General features: G+C 45.9%; 14 protein-coding genes. 8 read left to right on the plus strand and 6 right to left on the minus strand.

Annotated elements, in window-relative coordinates:
- The first annotated feature begins 68 nt into the window (after positions 1–68).
- The 5 genes from QZW82_RS20095 (at position 69) to QZW82_RS20115 (ending at position 9,425) form a co-directional block, all read left to right on the plus strand.
- Positions 69–1,562: a UDP-N-acetylmuramoyl-L-alanyl-D-glutamate--2,6-diaminopimelate ligase gene (locus QZW82_RS20095; RefSeq protein ID WP_293151726.1), complete on the plus strand. Its 1,494-nt coding sequence runs from the start codon at positions 69–71 to the stop codon at positions 1,560–1,562.
- Between the two features lie 174 nt (positions 1,563–1,736).
- Positions 1,737–1,910, plus strand: coding sequence for an ATP-binding protein (locus QZW82_RS20100; RefSeq protein ID WP_293151729.1), 174 nt, complete (start codon positions 1,737–1,739; stop codon positions 1,908–1,910).
- 561 nt (positions 1,911–2,471) lie between these two features.
- Positions 2,472–5,189, plus strand: coding sequence for a hybrid sensor histidine kinase/response regulator (locus QZW82_RS20105; RefSeq protein ID WP_293151732.1), 2,718 nt, complete (start codon positions 2,472–2,474; stop codon positions 5,187–5,189).
- Between the two features lie 150 nt (positions 5,190–5,339).
- On the plus strand, positions 5,340–8,135 hold the full coding sequence (locus QZW82_RS20110) for a hybrid sensor histidine kinase/response regulator (protein ID WP_293151735.1): 2,796 nt from the start codon (positions 5,340–5,342) through the stop codon (positions 8,133–8,135).
- Positions 8,136–8,153: 18 nt separating this feature from the next.
- Positions 8,154–9,425, plus strand: a complete 1,272-nt coding sequence (locus tag QZW82_RS20115) for a response regulator (protein ID WP_293151738.1) — start codon at positions 8,154–8,156, stop codon at positions 9,423–9,425.
- 49 nt (positions 9,426–9,474) lie between these two features.
- Here QZW82_RS20115 and QZW82_RS20120 read toward each other — a convergent pair whose 3' ends face one another.
- Positions 9,475–10,422 (minus strand): DUF1350 family protein, encoded by a 948-nt coding sequence (locus QZW82_RS20120; protein ID WP_293151741.1) that lies wholly within the window; start codon positions 10,420–10,422, stop codon positions 9,475–9,477.
- A gap of 341 nt (positions 10,423–10,763) precedes the next feature.
- Positions 10,764–11,579 (minus strand): hypothetical protein, encoded by an 816-nt coding sequence (locus tag QZW82_RS20125; protein ID WP_293151744.1) that lies wholly within the window; start codon positions 11,577–11,579, stop codon positions 10,764–10,766.
- A 790-nt stretch (positions 11,580–12,369) separates the two neighbouring features.
- Here QZW82_RS20125 and QZW82_RS20130 point away from each other — a divergent pair.
- Positions 12,370–14,568, plus strand: a complete 2,199-nt coding sequence (locus QZW82_RS20130; RefSeq protein WP_293151747.1) for an ATP-binding protein — start codon at positions 12,370–12,372, stop codon at positions 14,566–14,568.
- 679 nt (positions 14,569–15,247) lie between these two features.
- Here the strand turns inward: QZW82_RS20130 and QZW82_RS20135 are convergent.
- Positions 15,248–16,837 carry a HAMP domain-containing sensor histidine kinase gene (locus tag QZW82_RS20135; protein ID WP_293151750.1) on the minus strand — a complete coding sequence of 530 codons (1,590 nt, stop codon included), beginning with the start codon at positions 16,835–16,837 and terminating at the stop codon, positions 15,248–15,250.
- Positions 16,838–17,120: 283 nt separating this feature from the next.
- Here QZW82_RS20135 and QZW82_RS20140 point away from each other — a divergent pair, with 283 nt between their 5' ends.
- On the plus strand, positions 17,121–18,524 hold the full coding sequence (locus QZW82_RS20140) for a TldD/PmbA family protein (RefSeq protein WP_293151813.1): 1,404 nt from the start codon (positions 17,121–17,123) through the stop codon (positions 18,522–18,524).
- A 306-nt stretch (positions 18,525–18,830) separates the two neighbouring features.
- Here QZW82_RS20140 and QZW82_RS20145 read toward each other — a convergent pair whose 3' ends face one another.
- From QZW82_RS20145 to coaE, 3 genes are all read right to left on the minus strand, one after another.
- Complete coding sequence (locus QZW82_RS20145; RefSeq protein WP_293151752.1) at positions 18,831–19,094, minus strand: hypothetical protein; 264 nt, start codon at positions 19,092–19,094, stop codon at positions 18,831–18,833.
- 347 nt (positions 19,095–19,441) lie between these two features.
- Entirely contained in the window at positions 19,442–19,645 is a 204-nt protein-coding gene (locus QZW82_RS20150) for a hypothetical protein (protein WP_293151754.1), read from the minus strand.
- Positions 19,646–20,181: 536 nt separating this feature from the next.
- Positions 20,182–20,910 (minus strand): dephospho-CoA kinase, encoded by a 729-nt coding sequence (gene coaE, locus QZW82_RS20155; protein WP_293151757.1) that lies wholly within the window; start codon positions 20,908–20,910, stop codon positions 20,182–20,184.
- 207 nt (positions 20,911–21,117) lie between these two features.
- On the opposite strand from coaE, the gene QZW82_RS20160 reads away from it, so the two are divergent.
- On the plus strand, positions 21,118–26,241 hold the full coding sequence (locus QZW82_RS20160; RefSeq protein ID WP_293151760.1) for a CHAT domain-containing protein: 5,124 nt from the start codon (positions 21,118–21,120) through the stop codon (positions 26,239–26,241).
- The last annotated feature ends 29 nt before the right edge of the window (positions 26,242–26,270 follow it).

Consider the following 26,270-nt stretch of genomic DNA (forward strand, 5'->3'; position numbering starts at 1 on the left):
TTTCCTCTCAGGACTGAAGTCTCTGAGTTTCCCGCATCCCGTATTGATTTTTATGAGGAGTTTTTCAGATGAAATTGAGAGAATTATTAGCAACACTTCCTGGCATTTCCTTTGACACCCAACATCGGGCTCTCGATGCCGAAGTCAAGGGTTTATCTACTAATTCCCATGCTTGTCAGGCGGGGGATTTGTTTTTGGGAATGCCGGGGACGCGGGTAGACGGCGGAGATTTTTGGCAAAGTGCGATCGCCAGCGGTGCAATTGCGGCCATAATTTCCACTTCAGCCGCCGAGAAAACACCCCCCCAAGACGGGGATACCTGCGTGATTGTGGCAACGGACATGGCTCAAATTTGCGGTCAAATAGCCACCGCATTTTACGGCAATCCTGCTAGCAAATTAAAACTTGTCGGCGTTACTGGGACTAACGGCAAAACTACAACAACTCATTTAATCGAATTTTTGCTCAATCAAATGCAGTTGCCGGCAGCAATTTTCGGCACGCTTTACACTCGCTGGCCGGGTTTTCAACAAACTGCACTTTACACTACACCTTTTGCGATCGACTTGCAAAAACAGCTAGCAGAAGCTGTAACCGCTGGATGCAAACACGGGGTGATGGAAGTCAGTTCCCATGCTTTAGCACAGCAGCGAGTCTTGGGCTGTACTTTTGAAGTTGCTGTGTTTACCAACTTGACTCAAGATCATCTCGATTATCACCGCGATATGGAGGATTATTTTGAGGCAAAGTCGCTTTTGTTTAGTCAAAATTATCTCACAAATCGCGCTGTAATTAATATTGACGACTCCTACGGACGGCGGATTGTTGAAAGCCTCAAATCCGAGCAAGTATGGAGTTACAGCACTACGGACAAAACTGCTGATTTGTATGCTTTTGATTTGCAATATCAGCCCAATGGAGTTAAGGGAATGTTGCACACTCCCAAGGGTGAAACTGCTTTTGTTTTGCCTTTAGTCGGTCAGTTCAATTTATCGAATATGCTGGCTGCTGTCGGTGCGGTTTTAGAATTGGGTTTAGATTTGTCCGCAATTGTGGAGAAATTAGCTCTGTTTTCGGGAGTGCCGGGACGGATGGAACGGGTGCAAATTAGTTCCGATCAAGATATTAGTGTAATTGTCGATTACGCGCACACTCCAGATAGTTTGGAGAACTTGTTGAAGGCTTCGCGGCCGTTTATTCCCGGTCAAATGATTTGTGTGTTTGGTTGCGGTGGCGATCGCGATCGCACGAAACGCCCGATCATGGGTAAAATCGTGGCAGAGTTAGCCGACTTAGCGGTTGTTACCTCCGACAATCCGCGTACCGAAAATCCCGATCGCATTTTGGAAGATGTGCTCGCAGGCATTCCCGCTGAGGTAAAACCGGTCGTGATGTGCGATCGCGCCGCAGCAATTCGCACTGCTATTATGGACGCTAAACCCGGAGATGGCGTGCTGATTGCAGGCAAAGGACACGAAGATTATCAGATTTTAGGCACCGAAAAAGTCCATTTTGACGATCGAGAACAAGCACGAGATGCCTTGACAGCCAGAATGAACTGATTCGACTAACCCCATTACACTTAGTGTTAATAGTTAACCAAATTTGGTTAACTATTAACGGCTTACTGGGTATCATTTTTGTGATTTTTTTAAGTATTTTTACTGGCATTATTGGATAATTACTAGATTATAATAGTTAGATCAAAAATAATAAAAAAAGTAATTGCGCGAATTATGATTTGTACTTCCAGGTCGATCGACCTACAAACAGTAGTAATTCGGGTCAAAGATAACGACCCTGGTATACCTGAGTCAGTGAAATTGCGGATATTAGACCACTTGTTTACTACCAAAGAGGTTGGCAAGGGGACGAGATTGGGATTGGCGATCGCCCGACAGATCGTATAAGAAACTCATCAAGGTAGTATCAAGGTTAATTCCACCCTAGGGGAAGGTACTGAGTTTATAATCTCGATCCCAATTAAAGGCAATATATAAAAGTTAATAAAATGGCTTGCGATCGAAACTTAAAATAGGGGATAGCGATCGAAGCATTGGTGGCAAAGCTCAGGGTACGATGTCGTTCAACAGTTGACAGTTGACAGTTGACAGTTGACAGTTTGAAAGCTACCTCTACTTAGAAGGAAGAGGGTTGGAGTAATGAATAGTCTGATTTTAATTTATCCCGCTCGGGGTTGGGGCTTTCAACCAATTCTTTCTGCTGAAGGCAGCATTTGAAGACTAAAGTTCAAGATCCAGGTTCCATGCTGCAAGTAATACAGTTGACAAAAAAGCTTGGTACAATATAATTGTTGTTTTAGTTTATTCTGCCCAACGTGTAAGGTGCGAATCTATGAGATTCTAGATTAAATCTGAAAGATTGTTCGTAGCTGGGCGCCCGACAAATACTGTTGCATAATTTTGGGAAAATCTCAAAATCTCCAATCTGAAATTTAAAACCTACTAACCATGATCGAGTCAAAGGCTCATCCCGCTAAAACTCTACCTTTACGACTTGTACTCGTAGTTCCGTTTGTCTTGCAAATCTTTGCCGCAGTCGGACTGACTGGTTATCTGTCGCTGCGTAACGGACAGCAAGCAGTAAATGATGTTTCCAGTCAGTTGCGTCAAGAGATTAGCGATCGCCTCAATTTACAAGTTCTTAACTACTTAGAAAAACCTTATCTTGTCGGACAAACAATCGTGGCTGCGGCTCAAGAAAATCAGCTAAATCTAACAGATGTCACGAAACTGGAACGAACTTTTTGGCAGTTAGTCAGCCAAGATACGGTCGAATTTATGCAGCTTGCTATGGCTGATGGTACGAGCATTTTAGTAGAAGAGTTAGTGAATGGAGACATCTTGGCTGCTGTCAACCAAAAAGCAGATTTACCTCAGCGCAAAATCTATCAACTTAATCATCAAGGTCAAAGAACTGCCCTGATAGAAACTCAAGCAAAGTTTGACCCCCGAATGCGACCTTGGTATAAAAATGCACAAAAAGCCGGAAAACCAACCTGGACATCTCATCCTTTCCTCGGTGCATTGAATAAGACGGCCACAATAGGTATATCCCTGCCAATCTATAATAGCGATGGTACGTTATTAGCAGTTGTAAACAGTATTTTTCGGATTGACAAGATTCATAACTTTCTCAGCCAGCTAAAGGTTGGTCAAACAGGACAAACGTTTATTATCGATCGATCGGGCAACCTGATTGCAAGTTCCACGATCGAAGAGCCTTATATTATAGATCGCAAAAAAAAAGATTTGCAACAAATTCCAGCCCTCAACTCTGAAAGTCCTGTAATTCGTGCGACAGCCCAAGCAATAGTCGATCGATTGGGTACTTTTAACACCATTGCACAGGGTCAACAGCTTGATTTTATGCTGGAAAATCACCGTCATTTCGTTCAAGTTTCAACCATTAAAGACGAACGAGGTATCGATTGGCTCAGCGTCATTGTCGTGCCAGAATCAGATTTCATGGCACAAATCAATGCCAACACTCGCACCACAATTGTCCTCTGTTTGGGTGCGTTGGTTTTGGCAACCGTTCTCGGTATATATACTTCCCAATGGATTGCCGATCCGATTATGAAATTGCAACAAGCCAGTGAAGCCATTGCCACGGGTGAACTCGATCGCACAGTCGAAATTAACGATATCAAAGAATTAGCAGGGTTAGCGCGATCGTTCAACCAAATGGCAGTGCAACTCAAAACATCCTTTACAGTCCTCGAAGCTCGCGTTACCGAACGTACTGTAGAGCTTCAACAAGCAAAGGAATTAGCCGACAACGCCAACGCCGCCAAAAGCGAATTTCTCGCCAATATGAGCCACGAACTCCGCACACCCCTTAACGGCATCCTCGGTTACGCTCAAATCTTGCAACGCAGCGAACCCCTCACCTCCACAGGAAGTAACGGCGTTAACATCATCTACCAGTGCGGCTCGCACCTTCTCACCCTAATTAACGATATCCTTGACCTCTCTAAAATCGAAGCCGGTAAACTAGAAATCTATCCCGCCTCCTTCTACTTTCCTTCCTTTCTCCAAAGCGTTGTAGAAATCAACAGTATTCGAGCGCAACAAAAAGGAATTACCTTCGACTTTCTCCCAGATGATAACTTACCTATGGGAGTCCTGGCGGATGAAAAGCGTTTGCGTCAGGTACTAATTAATCTGTTGAGTAATGCCATTAAATTCACGAATCAAGGCAGCGTGACCTTCTTAGTTGAGAGAGTTGAAAAAACGGATCGACCGGATTTTTGCACTCTCCGTTTCTCAGTAAAAGATACCGGAGTCGGAATTACCCCGCAACAACTAGAGCAGATATTCCAGCCATTTGAACAGGTAGGTGATATCAAAAAACAATCCGAAGGTACTGGATTAGGACTAGCAATTAGCCATAAAATTGTCTCCTTGATGGGTAGTGAAATTAAAGTCGAGAGTATTTCCGGGGAAGGTAGCACCTTCTCCTTTGAAGTAGAATTGCCCGAAGAGAAGGATTGGGCTGCGGATTCGAGAGTTGTTTCTCAGGGAACTATCCTAGGCTATGCTGGGAAACGACGCAAAATTTTATTGATCGATGACCGCTGGGAAAATCGTTCGGTATTGCTCAATCTTTTGGAACCAATTGGTTTTACAATTATTGAAGCTAGCGATGGACAAGAAGGACTCCAGCAAGTTTTACAGACTGCACCGGATTTGATTATTACCGATTTGGCAATGCCAGTCATGGACGGGTTTGAGTTTTTGCACTCATTGCGATCGCATAGAGAACTACAACATCACATTGTGCTGGTTTCTTCAGCGAGTGTCTTTGAGATCGATCGCCTCAATAGCATTAAAGCGGGGGGCAATAATTTCTTACCCAAACCCATCCAAGCTGAAATATTGCTAGAACAAGTGCAAAAGTATTTAAAGTTAGAGTGGATTTATCAGGATCCCAAAGACGAGCAACTTTGGGAGTTGGATGTAGCTCAAGAAATTAAGCCACCATCTCACGCCATTTTAACCCAACTTGCTCAACTAGCCAAAATGGGCGATTTAGAGGGAGTGATGGAAGTCGCCCAGCAAATTTCTGATGGGGATAATGCCGCTTTTGTCCGAGAACTTATCCAGATAGCCGAGGCGTGCGAGATCAAACAACTGCGGGCATTTATTCAGCAATATCTCGCTTAATGACGAGGAGCAAAAACTCTGGTAGACGGTCGAGAAATATCCGATCGCACTGGTGATTTTGTGATCGAGATTACATTGCATCGGTCAAAAAATGTATAATATATTAATATAAAAAAAATCATATTACTTGACTTTTTCAAAACTTTTCATATGTATTCCTCGGAAAACAAATCAGGCGATCGCCATTTCATCCGTCGTTTACCGCTACAAGCAGTTCTGGTTGTCCCATTCGTCGTCCAAATCTTTGCAGCGGTTGGGTTAGTAGGTTATTTTTCCTTTAGAAACGGTGAACAAGCAGTCAATGACCTAGCAAATCAGTTGATAGATAGCGCAACTCAGCGAGTAGATAACCAGTTAGACAGCTATCTAGCCCTGCCGCAACAACTAACGCAAGTGACAGCCGATGCGATCGCTACCGGGCAACTTGACCTAAATAACCCCAAAGCCAGCGAACTCTATTTTTGGCGACAATCAAAAGCCTTCCCCGCGATTAGCTATTTCGGTTATACCCTGCCAGATGGCAGAGAGGTTGGGGCGGGGCGCTATTTAAATCCCAAAGATATCACCCTGTATCAAAACCTTCCCGGAGGCAAGGCATCAGACTACACCAGTGATGTTTCAGGAAACCGGGGCAAGCTGATTCAGACCTACGAATTGGACATTCTCAATGACAACAACAAGTATATCAAGGCAACCCGAGCCCAAAAACCTTTCTGGGCAGATATCTCGGGAGTTGCAACTAACAATATTCAAGTGTCTGAGACAGGTGCTGAAGCACAGGCTGGAGGTGCAAGTGAAAATGTAGGAGACTACTCAGATTATATAAGTGTTCCAGCAATTTATCCGATCCTCGATCGGAATGGAAAATTTTTAGCTTCTTTAATCTGTGATTTGCAGCTTAACGACATCAATAGATTTTTAAAGAGTCTCAAAATTAGCCACTCTGGGAAGGTTTTCATCGTTGAACCGGATGGTAGAATGGTGGCAAGTTCTGGCAAAAAACCGATTCTCAACAAACAAAAAGATCCCGTAGAAAGGTTTACAGTCTTCACCATTCCCGAGCCGTTGATTCAAACAATCGCCACTCAAATTCAACAAGAGTCGGGCAGCTTGCAATCCATTCAGACAAATCGCGAATTGAGATTCAAATACAACAACCAGCGCTATTTTACCCAAGTCACTCCTTGGAAAGATCGGTATGGACTGAATTGGCTGATTGTGGTGACGATACCAGAGTCAGACTTTATGGGGCAAATTAATGCTAATACCCGATCGACCATTCTTCTATGCTGTGGCGCCCTAGTCGTGGCAACAATCATCGGATTTTTTACATCTAGGTGGATTACTGGCCCGATTGTCCGCCTCCAAAAAGCAAGCGAGGCGATCGCAGCAGGAGACTTAGATCGCCCCGTCGAAATTAACGATATCAAGGAATTGGAAGGGTTAGGGCGATCGTTCAACCAAATGGCAGTGCAACTCAAAACCTCATTCACAGTCCTCGAAGCTCGCGTTACCGAACGTACCGTAGAACTGCAACAAGCAAAGGAATCAGCCGACAACGCCAACGCCGCCAAAAGCGAATTTCTCGCCAACATGAGCCACGAACTCCGCACACCGCTCAACGGCATCCTCGGCTACGCTCAGATTCTGCAACGCAACGAATCCATCAACTCTAAAGGACGTAATGGCATTGACATCATCTATCAGTGCGGCTCCCACCTGCTCACCCTAATTAACGATATCCTTGACCTCTCTAAAATCGAAGCGGGGAAACTAGAAATAAATCCCAGCTCCTTCCATTTTCCTTCTTTTCTCCAGGGAATTGTCGAAATCAACTTTATTCGCGCTCAACAAAAAGACATTACCTTTGATTTCCTTCCCGATGCCAACTTACCTATCGGAGTCCTTGCCGATGAAAAGCGTTTGCGGCAGGTATTGATTAACTTGTTGGGCAATGCCATTAAATTTACCGAGCGCGGTCAAGTGACATTCAGAGTAGAGAAAAGTGATACAGTAAATGAGGGAAAAAATACACGAATTCGATTTGCGATCGCAGATACCGGAGTAGGCATGACCCCCAAACAAGTAGAGAAGATATTCCAGCCATTTGAACAGGTAGGTGATACCAAAAAACAATCCGAAGGTACCGGACTAGGACTAGCAATTAGTCACAAAATAGTCTTCTTAATGGATAGTGAAATTAAAGTCGAGAGCATTTCCGGGAAAGGCAGCACCTTTTCCTTTGAAGTACAATTGCCGGAAGTTAGGGATTGGGCTGCGGATTCGAGAGTTGTGTCACAAGGGGCGATCGTAGGCTATGCTGGAGAACGACGCAAAATTTTATTGATCGATGACCGCTGGGAAAATCGTTCGGTATTGCTGAATCTTTTGGAACCAATTGGTTTTACAATTATTGAAGCTAGCGATGGACAAGAAGGACTCCAGCAAGTTTTACAGACTGCACCGGATTTGATTATTACCGATTTGGCAATGCCAGTCATGGACGGGTTTGAGTTTTTGCACTCATTGCGATCGCATAGAGAACTACAACATCACATCGTGCTAGTTTCTTCAGCTAGTGTCTTTGAGATCGATCGCCACAATAGCATTACAGCGGGCGGCAATGATTTTTTACCCAAACCCATTCAAGCTGAAATATTGCTAGAACAAGTGCAAAAGTATTTAAAGTTAGAGTGGATTTATCAGGATCCCAAAGACGAGCAACTTTGGGATCCTGATGTAGCTCAAGAAATTAAGCCACCATCTGACGCCATTTTGACACAACTTGCTCAACTAACCAAAATGGGCGATTTAGAGGAAGTGATGGAAGTCGCCCAGCAAATTTCCGATGGGGATAATGCCGCTTTTGTCCGAGAACTTATCCAGATGGCCGAGGCGTGCGAGATCAAACAACTACGGGCATTTATTCAGCAGTATCTCGCTTAATGTGTAGCATTAGAAACTATGATTAACTCAAGCAGTTCCTTTGTTTTGATTGTGGATGACAATCCAACCAACTTGTCTATCCTCTCCAAAACCTTGAAATCCGCCAACTACAAAATTCGCATGGCAGTGGATGGCGAAGAAGCCCTAGCTATGGTGGCCTATGCTCACCCAGACCTAATTTTACTCGACGTGCAAATGCCCAAAATGGACGGTTTTGAAGCCTGCCGCCGCCTCCAAGCAGACACCGCTACTCAAGGTATCCCCATAATTTTCATGACGGCTTTGGCAGATACGGAGAATAAAATCCAAGGCTTATCCTTGGGGGCGGTGGACTACATTACCAAACCTTTTGAACCCCAGGAAGTATTAGCAAGGGTGAAAGTTCACTGGCGTCTAAAGCAACTCGCCGACACCTTAGAACAACGAGTGGCACAACGTACTGATGAGTTGGAGAAAGCCCAATTGCAATTGGTGCACCAAGAAAAACTCTCCACTCTGGGACAACTGGTGGCGGGCGTTGCTCATGAAATTAACAATCCCATTGCTTGTGTCGTAGGTAATGTTAGTGCTGTGGAAGATAGCATTAACGATCTATTTGATTTGATCGATCTATATCGCCAACGGTTCCCCGAACCCGGCCCGACAATTGAGGCATCTCTAAACACGATCGATCTAGAATATCTGCGGGAAGATTTGCCCAAACTGGTTAAATCCATGAAGGATGGGGGCGATCGCATTGTATCTATTAGTCAAAGCCTCCGCACTTTTTCCCGCGCCGACAGCGATAAAAAGCAGAAATTCAACCTGGCTGAAGGTATTGACAGCACTGTGCTGATCTTGCGCCATCGCCTCAAGGCAAATAATCTGCGTCCAGCCATTGAAGTGATTGCTAACTACGGCGATGTGCCAGAGATTAATTGTTTTCCCGGACAATTAAATCAGGTGTTTATGAATATTCTCGCCAATGCGATCGATGCTTTGGATGCAGCGTGCGTTGGGCGAACCTATGAGGAATTAGAAGCCGATCCTGGGCGAATTATGATTTCTACTTCCAGTTCGATCGACCTTTCCACCGTAAAAATTAGTATCAAAGATAACGGCTCTGGTATGCCAAACTCAGTAAAATCGCGGATATTCGACCATCTGTTTACGACGAAAGAGGTTGGCAAGGGGACGGGATTGGGATTGGCGATCGCTAAGTCTATCGTAGAAGAAACCCACAACGGCAAGTTAATCTGCCATTCTGCGGTGGGTGAAGGGACAGAATTTGCGATCGAACTTCCGGTGTAAAAAATATTACATTGCGCCCAGTCGCTCGATCGCGCGATCGGATGTGATATTATCGATCGACCTTGGGTGCGGACTTGAGCTTCAAAGCGCTTAAAAATTTAACACATTCAGCTTCAAGCAATCGGTATTTAATCGGCTTGATGAAGGCATTAAAATGATTTAAACCAACAATATAATTGCCAGTTTCGATAGCGATAGGGGATAAATGAGTGCCTTCTATTTCCCGAGTTAAAACTGGTAAATCTCTAGCTTTCAACTGTTCAACCAACCACAGCACATCGCTGTTTTTTTGTACTTCCAAACTTTTGTCAATATCCCTAACTGAGCCTGCTATGTCATCTCGATCGAACGAAATCAGTGCAGTTAAATTAAACAAAGAACTGCTAGCAATAAAACACTGAGTTTCTGCTCTTGTCGGCCGCACTCCCAAACCGAGTTTGTCTAACAGCACTGCGAGCGCTCGAATCGGAATTGCACTCTCGGTGTTGCTGATATCGGGAGCAATTAATAAAGAGGGTTGACCTTTAATTGAAGGTGTCTCGATACTGCTATTGTAGATTAACTTTTGAATCTGTCGGTTTTCATCTTGGCCATAACATTGATTCGCAATATTTTGCCAATTGGCATCGCTTAAAAACTCTAAAAGAGCGATGTACTTGCATCCCAAACTGTGACCCACCCAAAAATAGCTCGATCGCTCTTGATAAATATCCGACTCCCAACCCAATTTTTTCGCAACTTCCGTTAGTTCTTTCCTAAGTATCTCCTGTTCTTGCAATAAACTAATTGCGATCGGCCAGTGGCGAAAACTAAACCTAAACGGCAAAGCAACAATTGTATACCCATCTGCAAACAACTTTTTTAAGAAATCTCGATAAAATACAGTAGGAAAAGTGCCAAAAAAAGTACCTCCTATAAATTGAATGACACCTTTTGGCTGGGGGTGAAGCGCTACCCAACTAAAAGAAATTGGCTGAAACTTAAATACTGGTTGCATCCGAATAATCCTCATACCATTTTAGATTTTTAACGTTTGTAGTGAGGACTTCAGTCCTCAGAAAAACAGCGTTTGTAGTGAGGACTTCAGTCCGCAGCGTTTGTAGTGAGGACTTCAGTCCGCAGCGTTTGTAGTGAGGACAGCGTGCACCAGGTGCATCTGGTTTTTAAAGAGGGCGAAGCATGACCGGATATAAGTTATTAGTTATAATCCGATATTGATTGCGGTCATGCTTCGCCCCTACAAATATATTTGCCTTGCACCAGATGCAGCCGGGGAAATCAGCATTAACTGAACCGTATTTCCCACCCTACAAAGTTGGTGGATACTTCCCTTGTTTTCTAACAGTGAGACATTTTCACGGGAATATCGAACTTGTTCATCACGGTATTTAGCGCCTTCAAATTGGCTTCATTTGGTTCAAGTTCAGCCAGAAGTTGTACTAGCATTTGAGCTTTTTCTGAATTGTCTGCGTCTGAACTAGCTAAATCCAAATTACCATCGCGCAACTCTTCCAAAACCGGCAGTATGATTGGTGGATCGATAATAATTGGCCCAGAGATTGCCGGAGGAAGCACATTCAATGCTTTTCCGCTAGCGATCGCCAGAGTGTAATTGATTTGATCGAAGTCGAGATCCCCAAGCACACCTGGAAAATCATTCGGCAAAAAAGTACCCCGAATTTCTGGATTCAGCAACACTCTGGCTGGTTTGGTTGGAGGTACGGGGCCTGGAAAGAAGCGGCGGGCGTGCAAAAACAGCGAGACATATCCCCGTATTTCTAGGCTACCCGGAGTGAGCACTGCTGGCACAAGAGGTAACAATTCAACAGATGCAGTTTTGCCAGCAGGTATTGTGAAAACCCCGCGATATCTGTTACTAGATCCGATCTGAGTCAGAGATAAAGAGGTGTTAGCGCCTTCAACGTCAATAATTAAACGAACGTTAACGCCGTCGATCGGGATTTTATTAGGATCTGGCGGTACGGGCAAACTAACGGCAAACTCAATCCGATATCGCAAGTCGATCGCTTCGAGATTAGAGATGGTGAGAAAGTATCCTTGAACGACTCGGCGAAGCACTGGAGTGAGTTCTGGTGCTGTGGGTACTGGAGGTGCAATGGGCTTTGCCAAGAGTTCAAAAGTTGAAATTTCCATGTGTCTATCTAAGTAGGTTGTGCGAGCACAAAAGTTTTGTTTTTTGCTTTTCCCTCGCTATATCTATTGATAACCGGGGGTACAAGTTAGTTACCAGTCACTTTTTTGAGTGACACTCATTTGAGCTAACCCGATCGGGCTAGCTCAACCGTGCTGGTTGACAGTGAATATAGAATTTGCTAAAAGGGCGATCGTTTTTATGGCACAAGGAAAAATGAACTTTGGCAACGAGCAATTTAGATTTAACGGATGTATTGGCAGTTGCCATAGATTATAATAAGTCAGTCCTGCACGCAGGATGACTGTGTGGCAAGGCTTTGAGATTTCGAGACGAGCGCGAACAATAACAGAAATACGTTACTTTTGCGATCGCGAACTGTAACTTCAAAGCAATCAAATTCATTAAATAAAGTAGTAGAATGCCGTAGAACATCCAAATCAATACAATGACCCGCTAAGCTGTTGAACATTTAAAACAGATTGTAGGGTGCGTCAGTCCAAAGAGTTTCCCGTTTAAGCGTAAGTATTATGGCTGACGCACCCTACTTACCCCGTTAGTGATTTAAATGCTCCACAGCTTATTTCACCCCGCCTAAAAGCTGGTAAAATCCTGCAAGTCTCCGACAATACCCTCTGAAACTGGAACAAAAATATTGCCACAAAAATCAAATCGGCTAGTGAGTTTGAGCGGGCGGGAGATTGCTAACATGAGTATTTAGAAAAATATCGAGCGGGAATGAAAAATTGATAACATTTTCCCAAATCTAAAATCTAAAATCTAAAATCTAAAATGGTATTACCTCTCTCCCGAATTTTCAGCCAAGTTCCTCTCCGAACCGCTCTGCTCGTTCCTTTTCTTGTAGAAATTGCCGGCACAGTAGCGATAGTGGGTTGTCTCTCCTTTAACAGCGGACAACAAGCCGTTAACGATGTGGCAATCAAACTAAGAAGCGAAGTTACTTCCCGCATTCAACAGCATCTCAACACTTTTTTAGCACAGCCTCAGACAATCAATCAAATTAATTTAGATGCCATTAGTCTCGGAATTTTAAATATAGAAGACAGGGGAATACTTCCACGCTACTTCTCGCAGCAAATGCAGAGATTTGATACTGTTAGTTACATTCATTATAGTAATGAATTTGGAGAATTTATCGGGACAGGTAGATTGGCAGATCGCACATTGAATCTGGGAATTGTAGAAAAGTCTGCTAGCGGTAAATTTTATAATTATGAAACCAATAATACTGGCGAACGTGGCAAGTTGCTGTCAGTTACTCCTAACTTCGATCCCCGGACTCTACCTTGGTACAAAGTTGCGGCCAAGGAAGGTAAAGCTATCTGGAGCCCAATTTCTGTATGGGTAGCTCCAACTCCTAATATTAGTATTGATGCCGGTCTACCAGTTTACAAGTCAGGAAAACTGGTAGGAGTTCTAGGAGTTGCTTTAGTTTTATCTGATATTAGTGAGTTTTTAAGACAAGTGAAATTTGGACGATTGGGACAAACATTTATTGTGGATCGCTCTGGATATATTATTGCTTCTTCCACCACTGAACAACCTTTTGTCGTCGCTGCTGACGGCAAGAGTTCTAAACGAATTCAGGCAAGAGACAGCAAAGTACCCATAATTAGTTTGACAGCCAAGCATTTGAGCGAACGCTTTCACGAGTTTAATCGAATTTCAAGCAACCAACAACTTGATTTTAAAATTAATGGCGATCGGCAATTTGTGCAAGTAACTCCATTTTCTGACAGTCGAGGTATAGATTGGCTGATTGTTGTCGTAGTTCCACAATCAAGTTTTATGGATAAAATATATGCTAATACTCGCATTACTATCATTCTCTGCCTGTCAGCCTTAGTAGTCTCTACAATTGTTGGTATCCTAACAATTCGCTGGATTACTCAACCAATTCTTGAGATTGGAAATGCTGCTACAGCTCTGGCAGATGGTCAATTAGAATTAACATTAGCTGCCAACAGAAAAGACGAGCTGGGAGTTTTAGCAAGGACGTTCAATAGCATGGCTGCTCAACTCCAAACAGCTTTCATGAATTTGCAAAAAACCAATCAAGACAATGCTGAACTCTTGTTGCGAGAGCAAGAAAAATCCCAACAGCTAGAACAATACTTGAAAGACTTGCAAGCAGCTCAACTGCAACTGATTCAAAGTGAAAAAATGTCTGCTCTGGGCAATCTTGTGGCAGGCGTTGCCCATGAAATTAACAATCCTGTTGGGTTTATTAGCGGGAATCTCGACCAATCTATCATCGCCGCCCAAGATTTAATTAATCACTTGAAACTTTATCAGCAAAAGTTGCCAAATCCTGGACAAGAAATCGAGGAAGATGCAGAGCAAATTGAGTTAGATTATATTTTAGAAGATTTGCCACAAATGCTTTCATCTATGAAAAATGGAGTCGAACGCATCCACAACATCAGTATATCTCTCAGAACTTTTTCCCGTGCCGATACTAACTCAAAAGTTGCTACCAATATTCACGACGGAATTGACAGCACTTTGACTATTTTACAGCATCGATTGAAAGCTAACAGTCAGCGTCCGGCTATTCAAGTTATTAAAGATTATGGTAATATTCCACCAGTAACTTGCCATTTGGGACAATTAAATCAGGTATTTATGAATCTGCTCGCAAATGCGATCGATAGCTTGGAAGAAACTAATCAAGGTTTGAGTTTTGCTCAGATCAAAATAAATCCTAATATGATTGCTATTAAAACTCAATTGTCTGAGGAGACTGGCTGTGTCACGATCGCAATTAAAGACAATGGCAAGGGAATGTCAGAGTCAGTGAAGTCAAAAATATTCGAGCATTTATTTACAACGAAAGCTGTTGGGAAAGGAACTGGTTTAGGTTTATCAATCAGCAGACAAATTGTGGAAGAAATGCACGGGGGAAGTTTGACTTGTCATTCGTTATTGGCAGAAGGAACAGAATTTGCGATCGTGCTACCGCTTGTTTGAAATGCCTTGTGCTCTATAGCACAATACTGTTCACTTAAGACAGATCCCCCCTAACCCCCCTTAAAAAAGGGGAGTAGGCAGGGCGGTTTTATTGTCGTCAGACAAATTAGGTACGTAGTTGCGATCTTTGCGCTCTTTCTTAATCTTATAAAGAGCGCTGAAGCGCAACTACGTACCTTGGCCGATCGCGCGAGCCGACCTTTGAGCGATACTTTTGGTAGTTTTATATCTCCTATCCTGACAATTAATCCACCCTGCTTAAAAAAGGGGAGTAGGGGGTGGGACAAGAATGCTCTCAAAGTCCCCCTTTTTAAGGGGGATTTAGGGGGATCTCCGGCGCATAAATAGTGTTAAGTAAACCGTATTGCTCTATAGCAATCCTTGCAGGAGTCGTAAATTTTTTACCCCATCCCAACCCTCCCCTTATTAAGTAGGGTGGTTTTATTGTCAGGATAGGATATATAAAAATACCAAAAGTATCGCTCAAAGATCGGATCGCGCTTGGGCCAAGGTACGTAATTGCGGTCTTAGCGCTCTTTCCTAATATTATAAAGAGCGCTGAAGCGCAACTACGTACCTAATTTGTGTGACGACAATAAAACTACCCCAACCCTCCCCTTATTAAGGGGAAGGAGTAAGAAGAAGTTCACAAATGATGCGAGGATCGCTGTAGCTATAACTATTGCAGCGGCAAAAATACGGTCATCACCTCACCTTTTTGGGGGCGCTGGCGAATTACCAGCTTCCCGCCAGCAGCGCGAAATAGATTTTTAGTGACGCTCAAATTTAAGCTCAAACTTCCTGTTTCTGGTTGTACCATGAGCAAAGGCCCGATCGATCGCAAGGGAGCATTCGCCGATCCTGCAAAAGTCGATACGCCGTTACCTTCAGGTAAGTGTTCCGATTCTAACTGCAATTTTAATTGACTCCCTGCCAACGTCACCTCTACCTGAATGCGACTCCCCGATCGCAAAGTTCGAGTAAAATTTTCAATCAAATTAGTTAACACCTGATCCAACATCGTCGGATCGCTGACTACCGCCGGCAATTTTTGGGGCACAATCACTTCTAAAGTGTGGTTGCGCTGAATCGCTTGTTTTTGCCAGCGAGGAATACTATTTTGGAGCACTTCACCGAGGGACATGGCTGTTAGCTGCAATGCGGAATTTTTAGCTTGCGACATTTCCATTTCTACGGCGCGGAAAATTAAACCGAAGCGATCTATCTGAGCGGTACACTCAGCATCGATGGTTTCCAAACGCTTCACCACCACTGGATCGAGTTTGGGGCGTTTCAGCAGCAACCGAGTCAGGGTGCGGATGGTGGCCAAAGGAGTGCGGACTTCGTGGGCGATCGCCTGTAGCAACTCCACCTCTTTAGTAGCGTGAGGAATTGCAGACTTGCACTTGATATCTTGCCTACCTTTGGGGCTATCCTCAACTCTTTCATCCTTGAGCCTGCCTGCTTCCTCTTTCCCAACAGGCAAATTATTTAACAACAAGCTGGCGAACAGCGTGACTGTTTGATATTTGGGAGCAACAGGCAAAAATTGCTGGAATAGCGCATCTAATTTCTGAGTAGAATCGTGAGTAGAATTAGGAGTTAATTGGTGCGATCGCAAATTCAATCCGCTGTCAGAATTAGCAAGCAAACTTTCACTTTCAGTGACGCGGCGCCGCAAAACTTCCCAAGCTTTGGCGACGACTTGCGGATCGAAGGAAAATAGAAAAGCTGGCATTCCCGCAGCATTTTCACCCAAAACCATCACCAGACTAAAACTAGCCGTTAAAACCACACAAAATTGTTCGTTCGCCAAAGGATCGCCGATCGCCAAAGCCAAAGTCGGGGCCGTCGCAGGCACGGATCTTTGCTTGTCAGCGGCCGGTAGCAAAGCTAAAGTTTGTCTAGCACGAAAAGACCACAAAGCTGCATCGTTGTCAGGAATACTGGTAAAAATCCAATTAGCAAAGCCCGAAGCCACAACCGGCTCAGTCAAAACCGAAGATGGGCCCGACAAAATCAATCCCTGACAGGAATTGGGGACGGGGGATGGGGAGAGACAGTGTGTTTGCTTCGCGAGCATTTGATTCAAAGTTGCGATCGCGCCGTACCATTCCTGTTCAGCTTTGGGCCGGGAAGCAGCACGACTCCCAGGACACTTCGGGCGGTTTTTTTCTCCAGCCAACTTCACATCAAACAGACTGAGGTCATTTTCTAAGGCCTCGGAGGCTAAAATCTCGCTGATTGTCGGTAAAAAGTAAGTATTCACAGTAGGTATAAACCCACCTTCACCAGGTATGAAGGATGAAGTATTTATTTATAGGAATGTTCAGGAGTAAAAATTCAAGCACCAGCAGAACCCAAAAATCCCGCATAATTTCTTGCGCTTTGCTCCTAACTCACAGGATATCCACATTTGTCAACTATCGTTATTGGCAGAACCGTACAAATTAAGTCGCAATCTCCGCGCTGCGGGCGATATTTTTGACGAACCCACCCGATCGCCCTGGCAAAAGTGCAAAATGAAAGCAGTTAAACACCGTGCTTTCCTTATGCCCACCTCGATCGCCGACTCGAAAAATCTGTTGTCAGAGTTAATGGCACGCTACCGCAACCAAGTAGATTATCTAGCAATTCGACTCGAAGAAGCCGAAGGCACAGACATCCTGCTGCGGGGCGAAAAAATTGAAACCCTCAGCGAAGGAGTCTCAATCGGAGGCCAAGTCCGAGCTTGTCACAAAGGCGGCTGGGGCTTTGCCAGTTTTAACCGACTTTCCACCCTCGCCGAAAGAATCGAAGAAGCCATCGCCGCAGCCAAACTGATCGGCGAAGAAGAAACGATTCTCGCGCCTGTCACCCCAGTACAAGACATTTGCTTCCTGCCTTTGACAGGAACAGACCCCCGTCTGGTGCCGCTAATTGATAAAAAGCAATTGTGCGATCGCTACGCAGCCATCCTGCGGAGCATAGACCCCCGCATCGCCACCATCTCCGTGCGTTACGGCGACAGCACCCAGCGCACGATCCTCGCCACCTCCGAAGGCACCATGCTCGAACAAGGTTGGGCAGACATGGAAATGCGCTTTGCCGCCACAGCCCGCAGCGGGGAAACCGTACAAACCGGCCGCGAAACCACTGGTTCGCGGAAAGCTTACGAAGATTTAACCGAACTTGAAACCCAAGTTCGCAGCGCCGCCCAGCGCGCGGTAGACTCGCTAGCCTTGCCCCCCGTCCAAGGCAACACCTACACCGTCGTCATTGACCCAATACTCAGCGGATTGTTCGTCCACGAAGCCTTCGGACATCTTTCAGAAGCTGACATGGCCTACGAAAATCCCGACATTTTGGAAATTATGACCCTCGGCCGCCAGTTCGGCCCGAAAAACTTGCAAATTTTCGACGGTGCTGCGCCCCAGGGACACCGCGGCAGCTATTTCTATGACGATGAAGGGACTCCGGCGACTACGACTCAGTTAATTAAAGACGGGGCTTTAGTTGGGCGGCTGCACTCGCGGGAAACTGCGGGTAAGTTGGGAGAAACGCCTACGGGCAATGCTCGCTGTTTAAATTATCACTATCCGCCGATCGTCCGCATGACGAATACTTGGATCGAACGGGGCGATACGCCGGTTGCGGATTTATTTTCTGGTATCAAAGAGGGTGTTTACGCACGCAATTGGCAAGGTGGCATGACTAATGGCGAAATGTTTACTTTCAGTGCCGGCGAAGCTTGGATGATTCGCGATGGCAAACTGGACAATCCGGTGCGGGATGTGACTCTTTCGGGTAATGTTTTCAGCACTTTAGCGGATATTGAGGCGATCGGCGACGATTTCTACTGGGATGAATCCGGCGGCTGCGGGAAGGGAGGACAAAGCGGTTTACCCGTGGGCTGCGGCGGCCCGAGTTTGCGGATCCGGGATGTCGTGGTTGGTGGCGAAGCTGCGGAAGACTAAAGCTTCTAAACTGTGGAATATCTAGGTAAAGCGCCAGATTCCTACTAGCGCTTTACCTATTTTTTTTTGATCTCAAATCTGAAATTTTAGGGTGATATCATGTCTGGTTGATTACCATCACAAAAACCGTTTGTAGTGCGTCCTGGTGTCCGCAGCATAAAGCGGACTGAAGTCCGCACTACAAACCTTACTTATTGTAGTGCGTCCTGGTGTCCGCAGCATAAAGCGGACTGAAGTCCGCACTACAAACCTTACTTATTGTAGTGCGTCCTGGTGTCCGCAGCATAAAGCGGACTGAAGTCCGCACTACAAACCTTGCTTATTGTAGTGCGTCCTGGTGTCCGCAGCATAAAGCGGACTGAAGTCCGCACTACAAACCTTGCTTATTGGGGTCAATCGATCGGACATGATATGAATCGATCGTACCATTTTTGATTTTTGATTGGGATGACTGACGGCATCAGCATCAGTCGAGAAAGTCTCAAGACTCAAAAAGTCTGGTTTCTGCGATCGCGTGGGAGTCTCGGCGAGAACATCCCGGAGACGGCGAGGTTCTACACCTTTGTGCATCGTTTTTGGTATCTTTAGCCACTAATAGCAGTTGTTGCGATTTATTGAACTGATGTTCTGCAATTGAAAAGTTTGCTAGTTTTTGAGGAATCACAAGAGCGCTAACTAATAGCGTACTCAAATAAATTAACTTGATGGTAGTATTCATTGTGTTGTGTTTTTTTTTCAGAGATTTTTGCTCCCCGATCCAACATCGCTTCAGCCAATCTGGAAGTAATTGCGTTTAACTCTTCGTTTAAGAATGCCCTCATTACTTATTTATCTCCCTCGATCTAGTAGGGAAAAATACTCAAAGTAATCGGCCGATTTATTTTGCTTTGTTTAGCAAAAACATCCATTGTTTGGGTTTATCTCCCGCTGCCTCGTTCGGGCAAGGTATCTTTATCGTTATCTGCGTAAAATATCTGAGCGTTGGCTTGGACTCTCGTAATTTCGGGAGCAGGTTTGTCTTGAGAGAAAAAGGTCGATCGGGTTTCTAAGCTTTGAGCGTTAACTGCTGTGCTACTCAGTAGCAGGGTTGACATCAGCATGGAAGAGTAAAGGCGCATCATAGAGTTCCGTGTCGTATTTTCTATTTCTTGATACGCAGCCTGTACTCTGCTATCAGGGCAAAAACAGGTAAAAAAAAAATTGAATTGCCGCGAAATCATCAATTGGTAATTGATGACCCATACATTTTTTTGAATTTTAGTCAAACGGGGTAAAACCCCTCGTTTCCCTCACTGTTTCAGTTGTAAGTTCAAGTTACCTACTAATTGCCGGAAACCACCAGCAGTCAAGGCTTCCCATCTTTTTTCGACACTCTTGCAACCAGGAAACGAAACCGTAAGTTATAAATATTTACGAGTCTTCAGATTAACTTCATAATTTATTGATATGGAGATGCAGCCTCGGATTAAAGACACAAAAACACAGTATCCTGGGCGCTGCTTGGGCACTCTATATATTTATATGTTGTTGAATCAGATTCCTGAAATTGTAGATATTTACGAGTCTTCAGATTAACTTCATAATTTATTGATATCGAGATGCAGCTTCGGATCAAAGACAAGCTAATGCCACATCAGAATGTCGCGCGTAACATAGGCTACGATCTGATTTGCGAATCTATGTGTAGGAATAGAGAGTCGAGGGTTGACGAGTTATCCAAAACAACATCAGCTTGTTGGCACTTGTTAGCTAGCGGCATCTGGGCGTTAATGCGTGCATTAGCTCGATCGCAACTCAAGCCGTCTCGGTGCATCAGCCGTTGTAACTGCACTTCGGGCGAACAGTACACCACCCAAATTTCGGTACACAAGTCAGTCATGTTAGCTTCAAACAGCAGCGGCACTACCAACACCAAAGTCAACCTGTCAGTCTGGGCCCAGAAACCTGGTTTTTTTTCAACCATACTTGGTTCTAGTTCTCGATCGCCTTCCCCAAATCGGCTTTCTTGAGTTTTTGTACCTAATTCATCTGTGTCTGGGGATACCAGATTTAAGGCGGCAATGTAGCTTTGAGTTTCCTCCACTAACCGGCGGCGCACATAAGGGTGAATCTGTTGTTCCAACCACTGCCGTTCCGCTGCGTTACAAAAAATAATATTTCCTAACTCTGGCCGATTTAAATTGCCGTCGGGGAGCAAAATAACGGCACCGTATCGTTCTACAATAGAGTCTAGTATTGGCGAACCTGGGTGCACAGCTTCGCGAGCGTAAATATCGGCATCTAAAATCGGAAATCCATAGGTATATGCCAGATAATTAGATATAGCGGTTTTCCCGGTGGCGATGCCCCCAGTTAAACCGATCGTGCGGACAATTCGATCGCTCATAATTTTCTCTGTTTAAACTCAACGGTGTTTCGACACTTAGTGTCAGTGTTTGCTATGTTGGTGGCACAATCAAAATCGGACTAAAACTTGGGAATTGGCGATCGAGAGTTAGCCTTAGGAATGGTCAGCATGAGGGTGCGATCGACTGTTTTTTACCTAAAATCTCCATTTAAAACTCGAATTCAGGTCTAGATCGAGGCAAATTTTATGAATGCTCAATCTGCTGTGCGATCGATTCTGGCAGCAATTCCCCTGGCTGGATTTTTGATATTAGATTTTTTCCCCAACCTGGTTTTCTTCAAAGAAGATAGCAGCGGATGGGTGCTTGTGGCAATTTATCGCCAATCTCAAATTGCTGCGGCACAGCCAATTATGGCAGCCCCAGACGGCACCGGAACCACCATCACCACGCCCGGTGCGTCGCCCTCTCGCTACGATATTACAGGTGGCACAAGTTCCAGAGACGGAGCAAATCTGTTCCACAGTTTTACTCGATTTGGTTTAAATCCTGGCGAAACTGCCAATTTCCTCTCCAACCCAAACATTAAAAATATCCTCGGCCGCGTTGTCGGTGGCGACGCTTCCTTAATTAACGGTCTAATTCGAGTTACTGGTGGCAATTCTAACTTGTACCTGGTGAACCCGGCAGGGATTATTTTTGGCAGTAATGCGCGACTAGACGTACCAGGGTCTTTTCTGGCTACCACCGCTAGCGGTATCGGTTTTGACAGCGGCTGGTTCAACGGTACGGGGGCGAATAACTATGCGGGCTTAGTGGGAGCACCGAATACTTTTGCTTTTGGCGCACAGCCGGGGAGTATTGTCAATGCTGGTGACTTGGCTGTGGAAAACGGGCAGAGTTTGACTTTGCTGGGCGGCACTGTCATCAGTACGGGAAGACTTTCAGCGCCGGGGGGTCAAATTACGGTGGCGGCTGTCCCCGGCGAAAATCTGGTGCGGTTGAGTCAAAACGGACTTTTGCTGAGTTTAGAAGTTACTCCGGCTGCGGGAGTGCCAGGTTCGGAAGCTCTGCCGTTTTCTCCTCTGAGTTTGCCAAAGTTACTCTCGGGTTCCGGCGCGGCTAGCGCTACTGGTATAACTACGAACGATCGCGGTGAAGTCGTACTTACGGGCGGGCAAACAGTACCGGCAGGGGCTGGAACTGCTTTGGTATCGGGTGTTGCGGACGTGTCTGCCAGGGGGGGCGCGGGAGGTACTGTCAACGTGTTGGGCGACAAGGTAGGGGTGTTGGGAGCGAAGATTGAGGCTTCGGGGCCCGACGGCGGCGGTACGGTGCGGATCGGGGGAGATTACCGAGGCGAGGGAACTGTGCCGAATGCCAGAATGACTTACGTGGATGGCAAAAGTTCGATCGCAGCCAACGCCACTAAATCGGGTAACGGCGGCAGAGTTTTTGTCTGGGCGGACAACACAACAGCATTTTTGGGCCGCATCAGCGCAACGGGCGTTTCTGCAACTTCTAGCAGCGGTGTTGGCGGGTTTGTGGAAATTTCGGGAAAGCAAAGATTGATGTTTAACGGCACTGTCGATACTTCCGGGACAAACGGTTTGGGGACTTTGCTGTTCGATCCAGAAAATATTTTAATTACAGATTCCTCAGAAGCTGCGGGGGATGCGGCAGTTATTGCTAACAGTAATATTTTGGCAACACAAACGCGTTCACCAGGGCAGCAAAACCAGGACGATTCTTCGCTGACTATTTCAAGAAGAGCTTTGGAAAGTATCTCGGGGACAACCAATGTGGTTCTGGAAGCCCTGAATGATATTAAAATTGCTGATTTGGCGGATAATAAGTTGAGCTTTGCCGCAACTACTGGATCGGTAACATTGAGAGCAGATGCCGATCGCAACGGTGCGGGTGTTTTTTCAATGAATGCTGGAGATACAATTAGCACTCGCGGAGGCGCGCTTTCCCTGGAGGGAAGTCAAATTACTGCGGGTAATTTGTCCAGCAACGGCGGAAATATTAGTTTGATAAGTCCCGGAACAACCGTTGCAGCCAATGTTTCGGCATCGAATTCCAGCGGCGGCAACAGCGGCAATATTTTGATCGAAGGCCTGAACGTCACAGCCCAAAAACTTGATGCTAGCGGTTCTAAATCGTCGGCAAATGTAACTTTGACGGCTCGGAATATTCTGGGAGTTAGTTCGATCGCCGGTGGTTCGGGAAACATTACTTTAACTGGTAATGAAATTAATTTGAAAGGGGACAAAAATTCGGTCAGCGGGACGGGATTTTTGGTACTCCAACCTTGGAATTCCGGTCAAAATATTGCGATCGCTGGTTCTGGAGATGTCGGGACTAATACTTATTTGAATCTGACAGCAAACGAACTCGAAAATTTGCAAAATGGGTTTGCTGGAATTACGATCGGCCGCAGCAACGGTAGCGGTTCGATTCTGATTGCTAATAATTTCACATTTTACGATCCGCTAATTATTCAATCGCCGGCGGGTTTGGGAACAATTACGAGCACAAGTTCCCTGACAGGGGCAGACAATGCCTCAATTACTCTGAAAGCTGAGGGCAATATCCGCATCGGAAATATCACTACCAACAATCAGGAAATTCGCATCAATAGCACAACCGGCAATGTGACTACGGCTGCGCTACGCACAGGAAGTCCCCCCAGCATCAACACTTCTGTCAATTCTGCCAAAGTGCCGCGCACGTCGGGGGGAGATGTGAGCGTTACCGCCGAGGGTACGGTGACTGCTGGCGCGATCGACACTAGGGGCGATCGCGCGGGGAATGTGACGCTGACTGGCCGCGGCGGAGTCACTGTTGGCGCGATCGAAGCTGGCGGCTCGGAAACAGGTGGAAATATTACTCTGACAGGCAACGAAATTGACTTGACGGGCGGCAACAATTCGATCGCCAGCAACGGCAATCTGGTGCTGCAACCAGTCGATCCAACTCAAAATATGACGATCGCTGGTGCTGCTGAGACTGAGGCTTTGAACTTGACTGCTGCGGAATTGAACTCGCTGCGAAACGGGTTTGCTTCAATCGCGATCGGGCGTGCTGACGGCAGCGGCTCGATCGCGATTGCTCCGGCAACCACAACGCCCAATTCAACGCCGGCGGTGACATTTCAAGATCCGACAACGATTCGATCGCCCTTGGGAACGGGTGCGATCGTGGGAACGGGTGCGATCGCGGGAACAGATAACGCCACCATCGCTCTGATGGGCGGTAGTGTGGCAGTGGGAGACGTTACCTCGAATGCGGGGATTAACATCACTAGCAGCCAAGGTAATGTGACTGCTGGTATGGTTTCCACTCGATCGGCAAATGGGACGGCGGGCAATATCAACATCCGCAGCGCGGGCTCGGTAGAAGCTGGCAATGTCAATGCTTTCGGTGCCAAAAGCGGTGGAGATATCTCGATCGTGGCGCCGGGCCGGATCGTGACAGGGGTGATCAATTCTAGTTCGCAGTCGGGAAGTGCCGGTTCGAGCAAGATTACCGGGCAGAAAGATGTTGAAGTTGTTTCCATCAAAGCTAATGGAAATACGGGCGGCGATGTGGCAATCCAGGCTGGGGGATTGTTTCGGGCTGCTGGAAGCGAAACGACGAGCGATCGCACCAGCGTTAGCATTTCTACAGACGGACAGGTGCGATCGGGTTCGCTGACGCTGTTGCAAAGCACTTGCCCGTCGGGAAACTGCACAACCACGACTGTTGGGACAGGAAACTCGAAGTCGAACGCTACCTCCTCAACTACTGCTACCGCGCCCCTGTTGAGCCTGCCGAGTCCAGCACCAACTACCACTGTGGGACTAAAAAATACAGGCAATTCTCCACAAATTGTCACTCAGACTCCCGCAGCGTCTCCGGCCAAGAGCGGTACAGCAAATGTATCCTCAGGGTCTGCTACTGTGCCTGTTGACGAACGGTCGAACGAGACTGCTGCCGGCTCTGTTTTGCTGTCGCAGTCGGTGTTAAAAGACAATGTGGGTGCGTCTAGTGCGACAGAAAACGGCAGTGCAGCAACTGCACAAAAACCTGGAAGTGGCAATCCAGACAGTATCGCGAGTTTGAGGCTGCCTGAGATTTCTCGATCGACTTCGATCGCGCAAATAAGTCCGATCGACGCAGTGCAGCAAAGGGATAGAGATCAGGGCCGGGAATTTGAACGTTACTTTGGTGGAAATCTCGATCGAAAGTCAATCACGCAGCAAAGTATCCGAGATACTCTCAGCAGCGTCAATCGCTTGACGGGAGTTAAACCGGCGATCGTTTACGTCTGGGTGAAAGACAAGAATTTAGAACTTGTGTTGTTATTGCCAGACGGCAAAAATGTGTTTAAAAGCGTGCCTGCAAGTCGCGAAACAGTGCTGCAAGTTGCTAAGGAATTCACTAATGCTATCAGAACTCCCAAGACATTGACAGGTTCTGATTACAAGGAACCTGCCAAGGAACTTTACCAGTGGTTAATTGCACCGCTGCAAGCGGAATTGGATGCTAACAAGATTGACACGTTGGCGTTTTCGATGGATGCCGGTTTGCGAACTTTACCTTTAGCTGCTCTGTTTGACGGCAAACAGTTTTTGGTAGAAAAGTATAGTTTGGGGCTGATTCCCAGTTTGAGTTTGACTGATACTCGCTATGCCGATGTTAAGGGTTCGGAAGTTTTGGCGATGGGTGCGTCGAAATTTCCCGAAAAATACGATCAAAATCCTTTACCTGCGGTGCCGTTGGAAATATCAACAATTGTGGGCAAGATTTGGCATGGTGCGTCTTTTCTCAACGAACGTTTTACGCTGGCAAATTTGAAGGAAAAACGCAATCAATCCCAATACAAAATTATTCACTTAGCTACTCACGGCGATTTTCAGCCTGGTGGTGCCCAAAATTCTTACATTCAGTTTTGGGATACTAAGTTGCGGTTAAATCAGTTGGAAGAGTTGAAGTTATCTAACCCGCAGGTGGAGTTGTTGGTTTTGAGTGCGTGTACTACGGCGGTGGGAGACGAACAGGCTGAGTTGGGTTTTGCGGGATTGGCGGTACACGCGGGGGTAAAATCGGCTTTGGCGAGTTTGTGGTATGTGTCAGATGCTGGAACTTTGGGGTTGATGACCGAGTTTTACCAGCAGTTGCGGACGGCACCGATTAAGGCTGAGGCTTTGCGGCAAGCGCAGTTGACGATGTTGCGCGGGGAAGTGCGGTTGCAGGATGGTTATTTGGTGCGATCGGGCAACAATCAACCTCTGCCTTTGCCTGCGGAATTGACGGCTAGGGGCGATCGTAATTTGTCGCATCCGTATTATTGGGCCGCTTTTACAATGATTGGTTCGCCTTGGTAAGATAGTTTTGGTTAAATCTCTTTCCTGTT

It is taken from the genome of Microcoleus sp. bin48.metabat.b7b8b9.023, assembly GCF_013299185.1.
In the GTDB taxonomy this organism is placed as follows: Bacteria; Cyanobacteriota; Cyanobacteriia; order Cyanobacteriales; family Microcoleaceae; genus Microcoleus.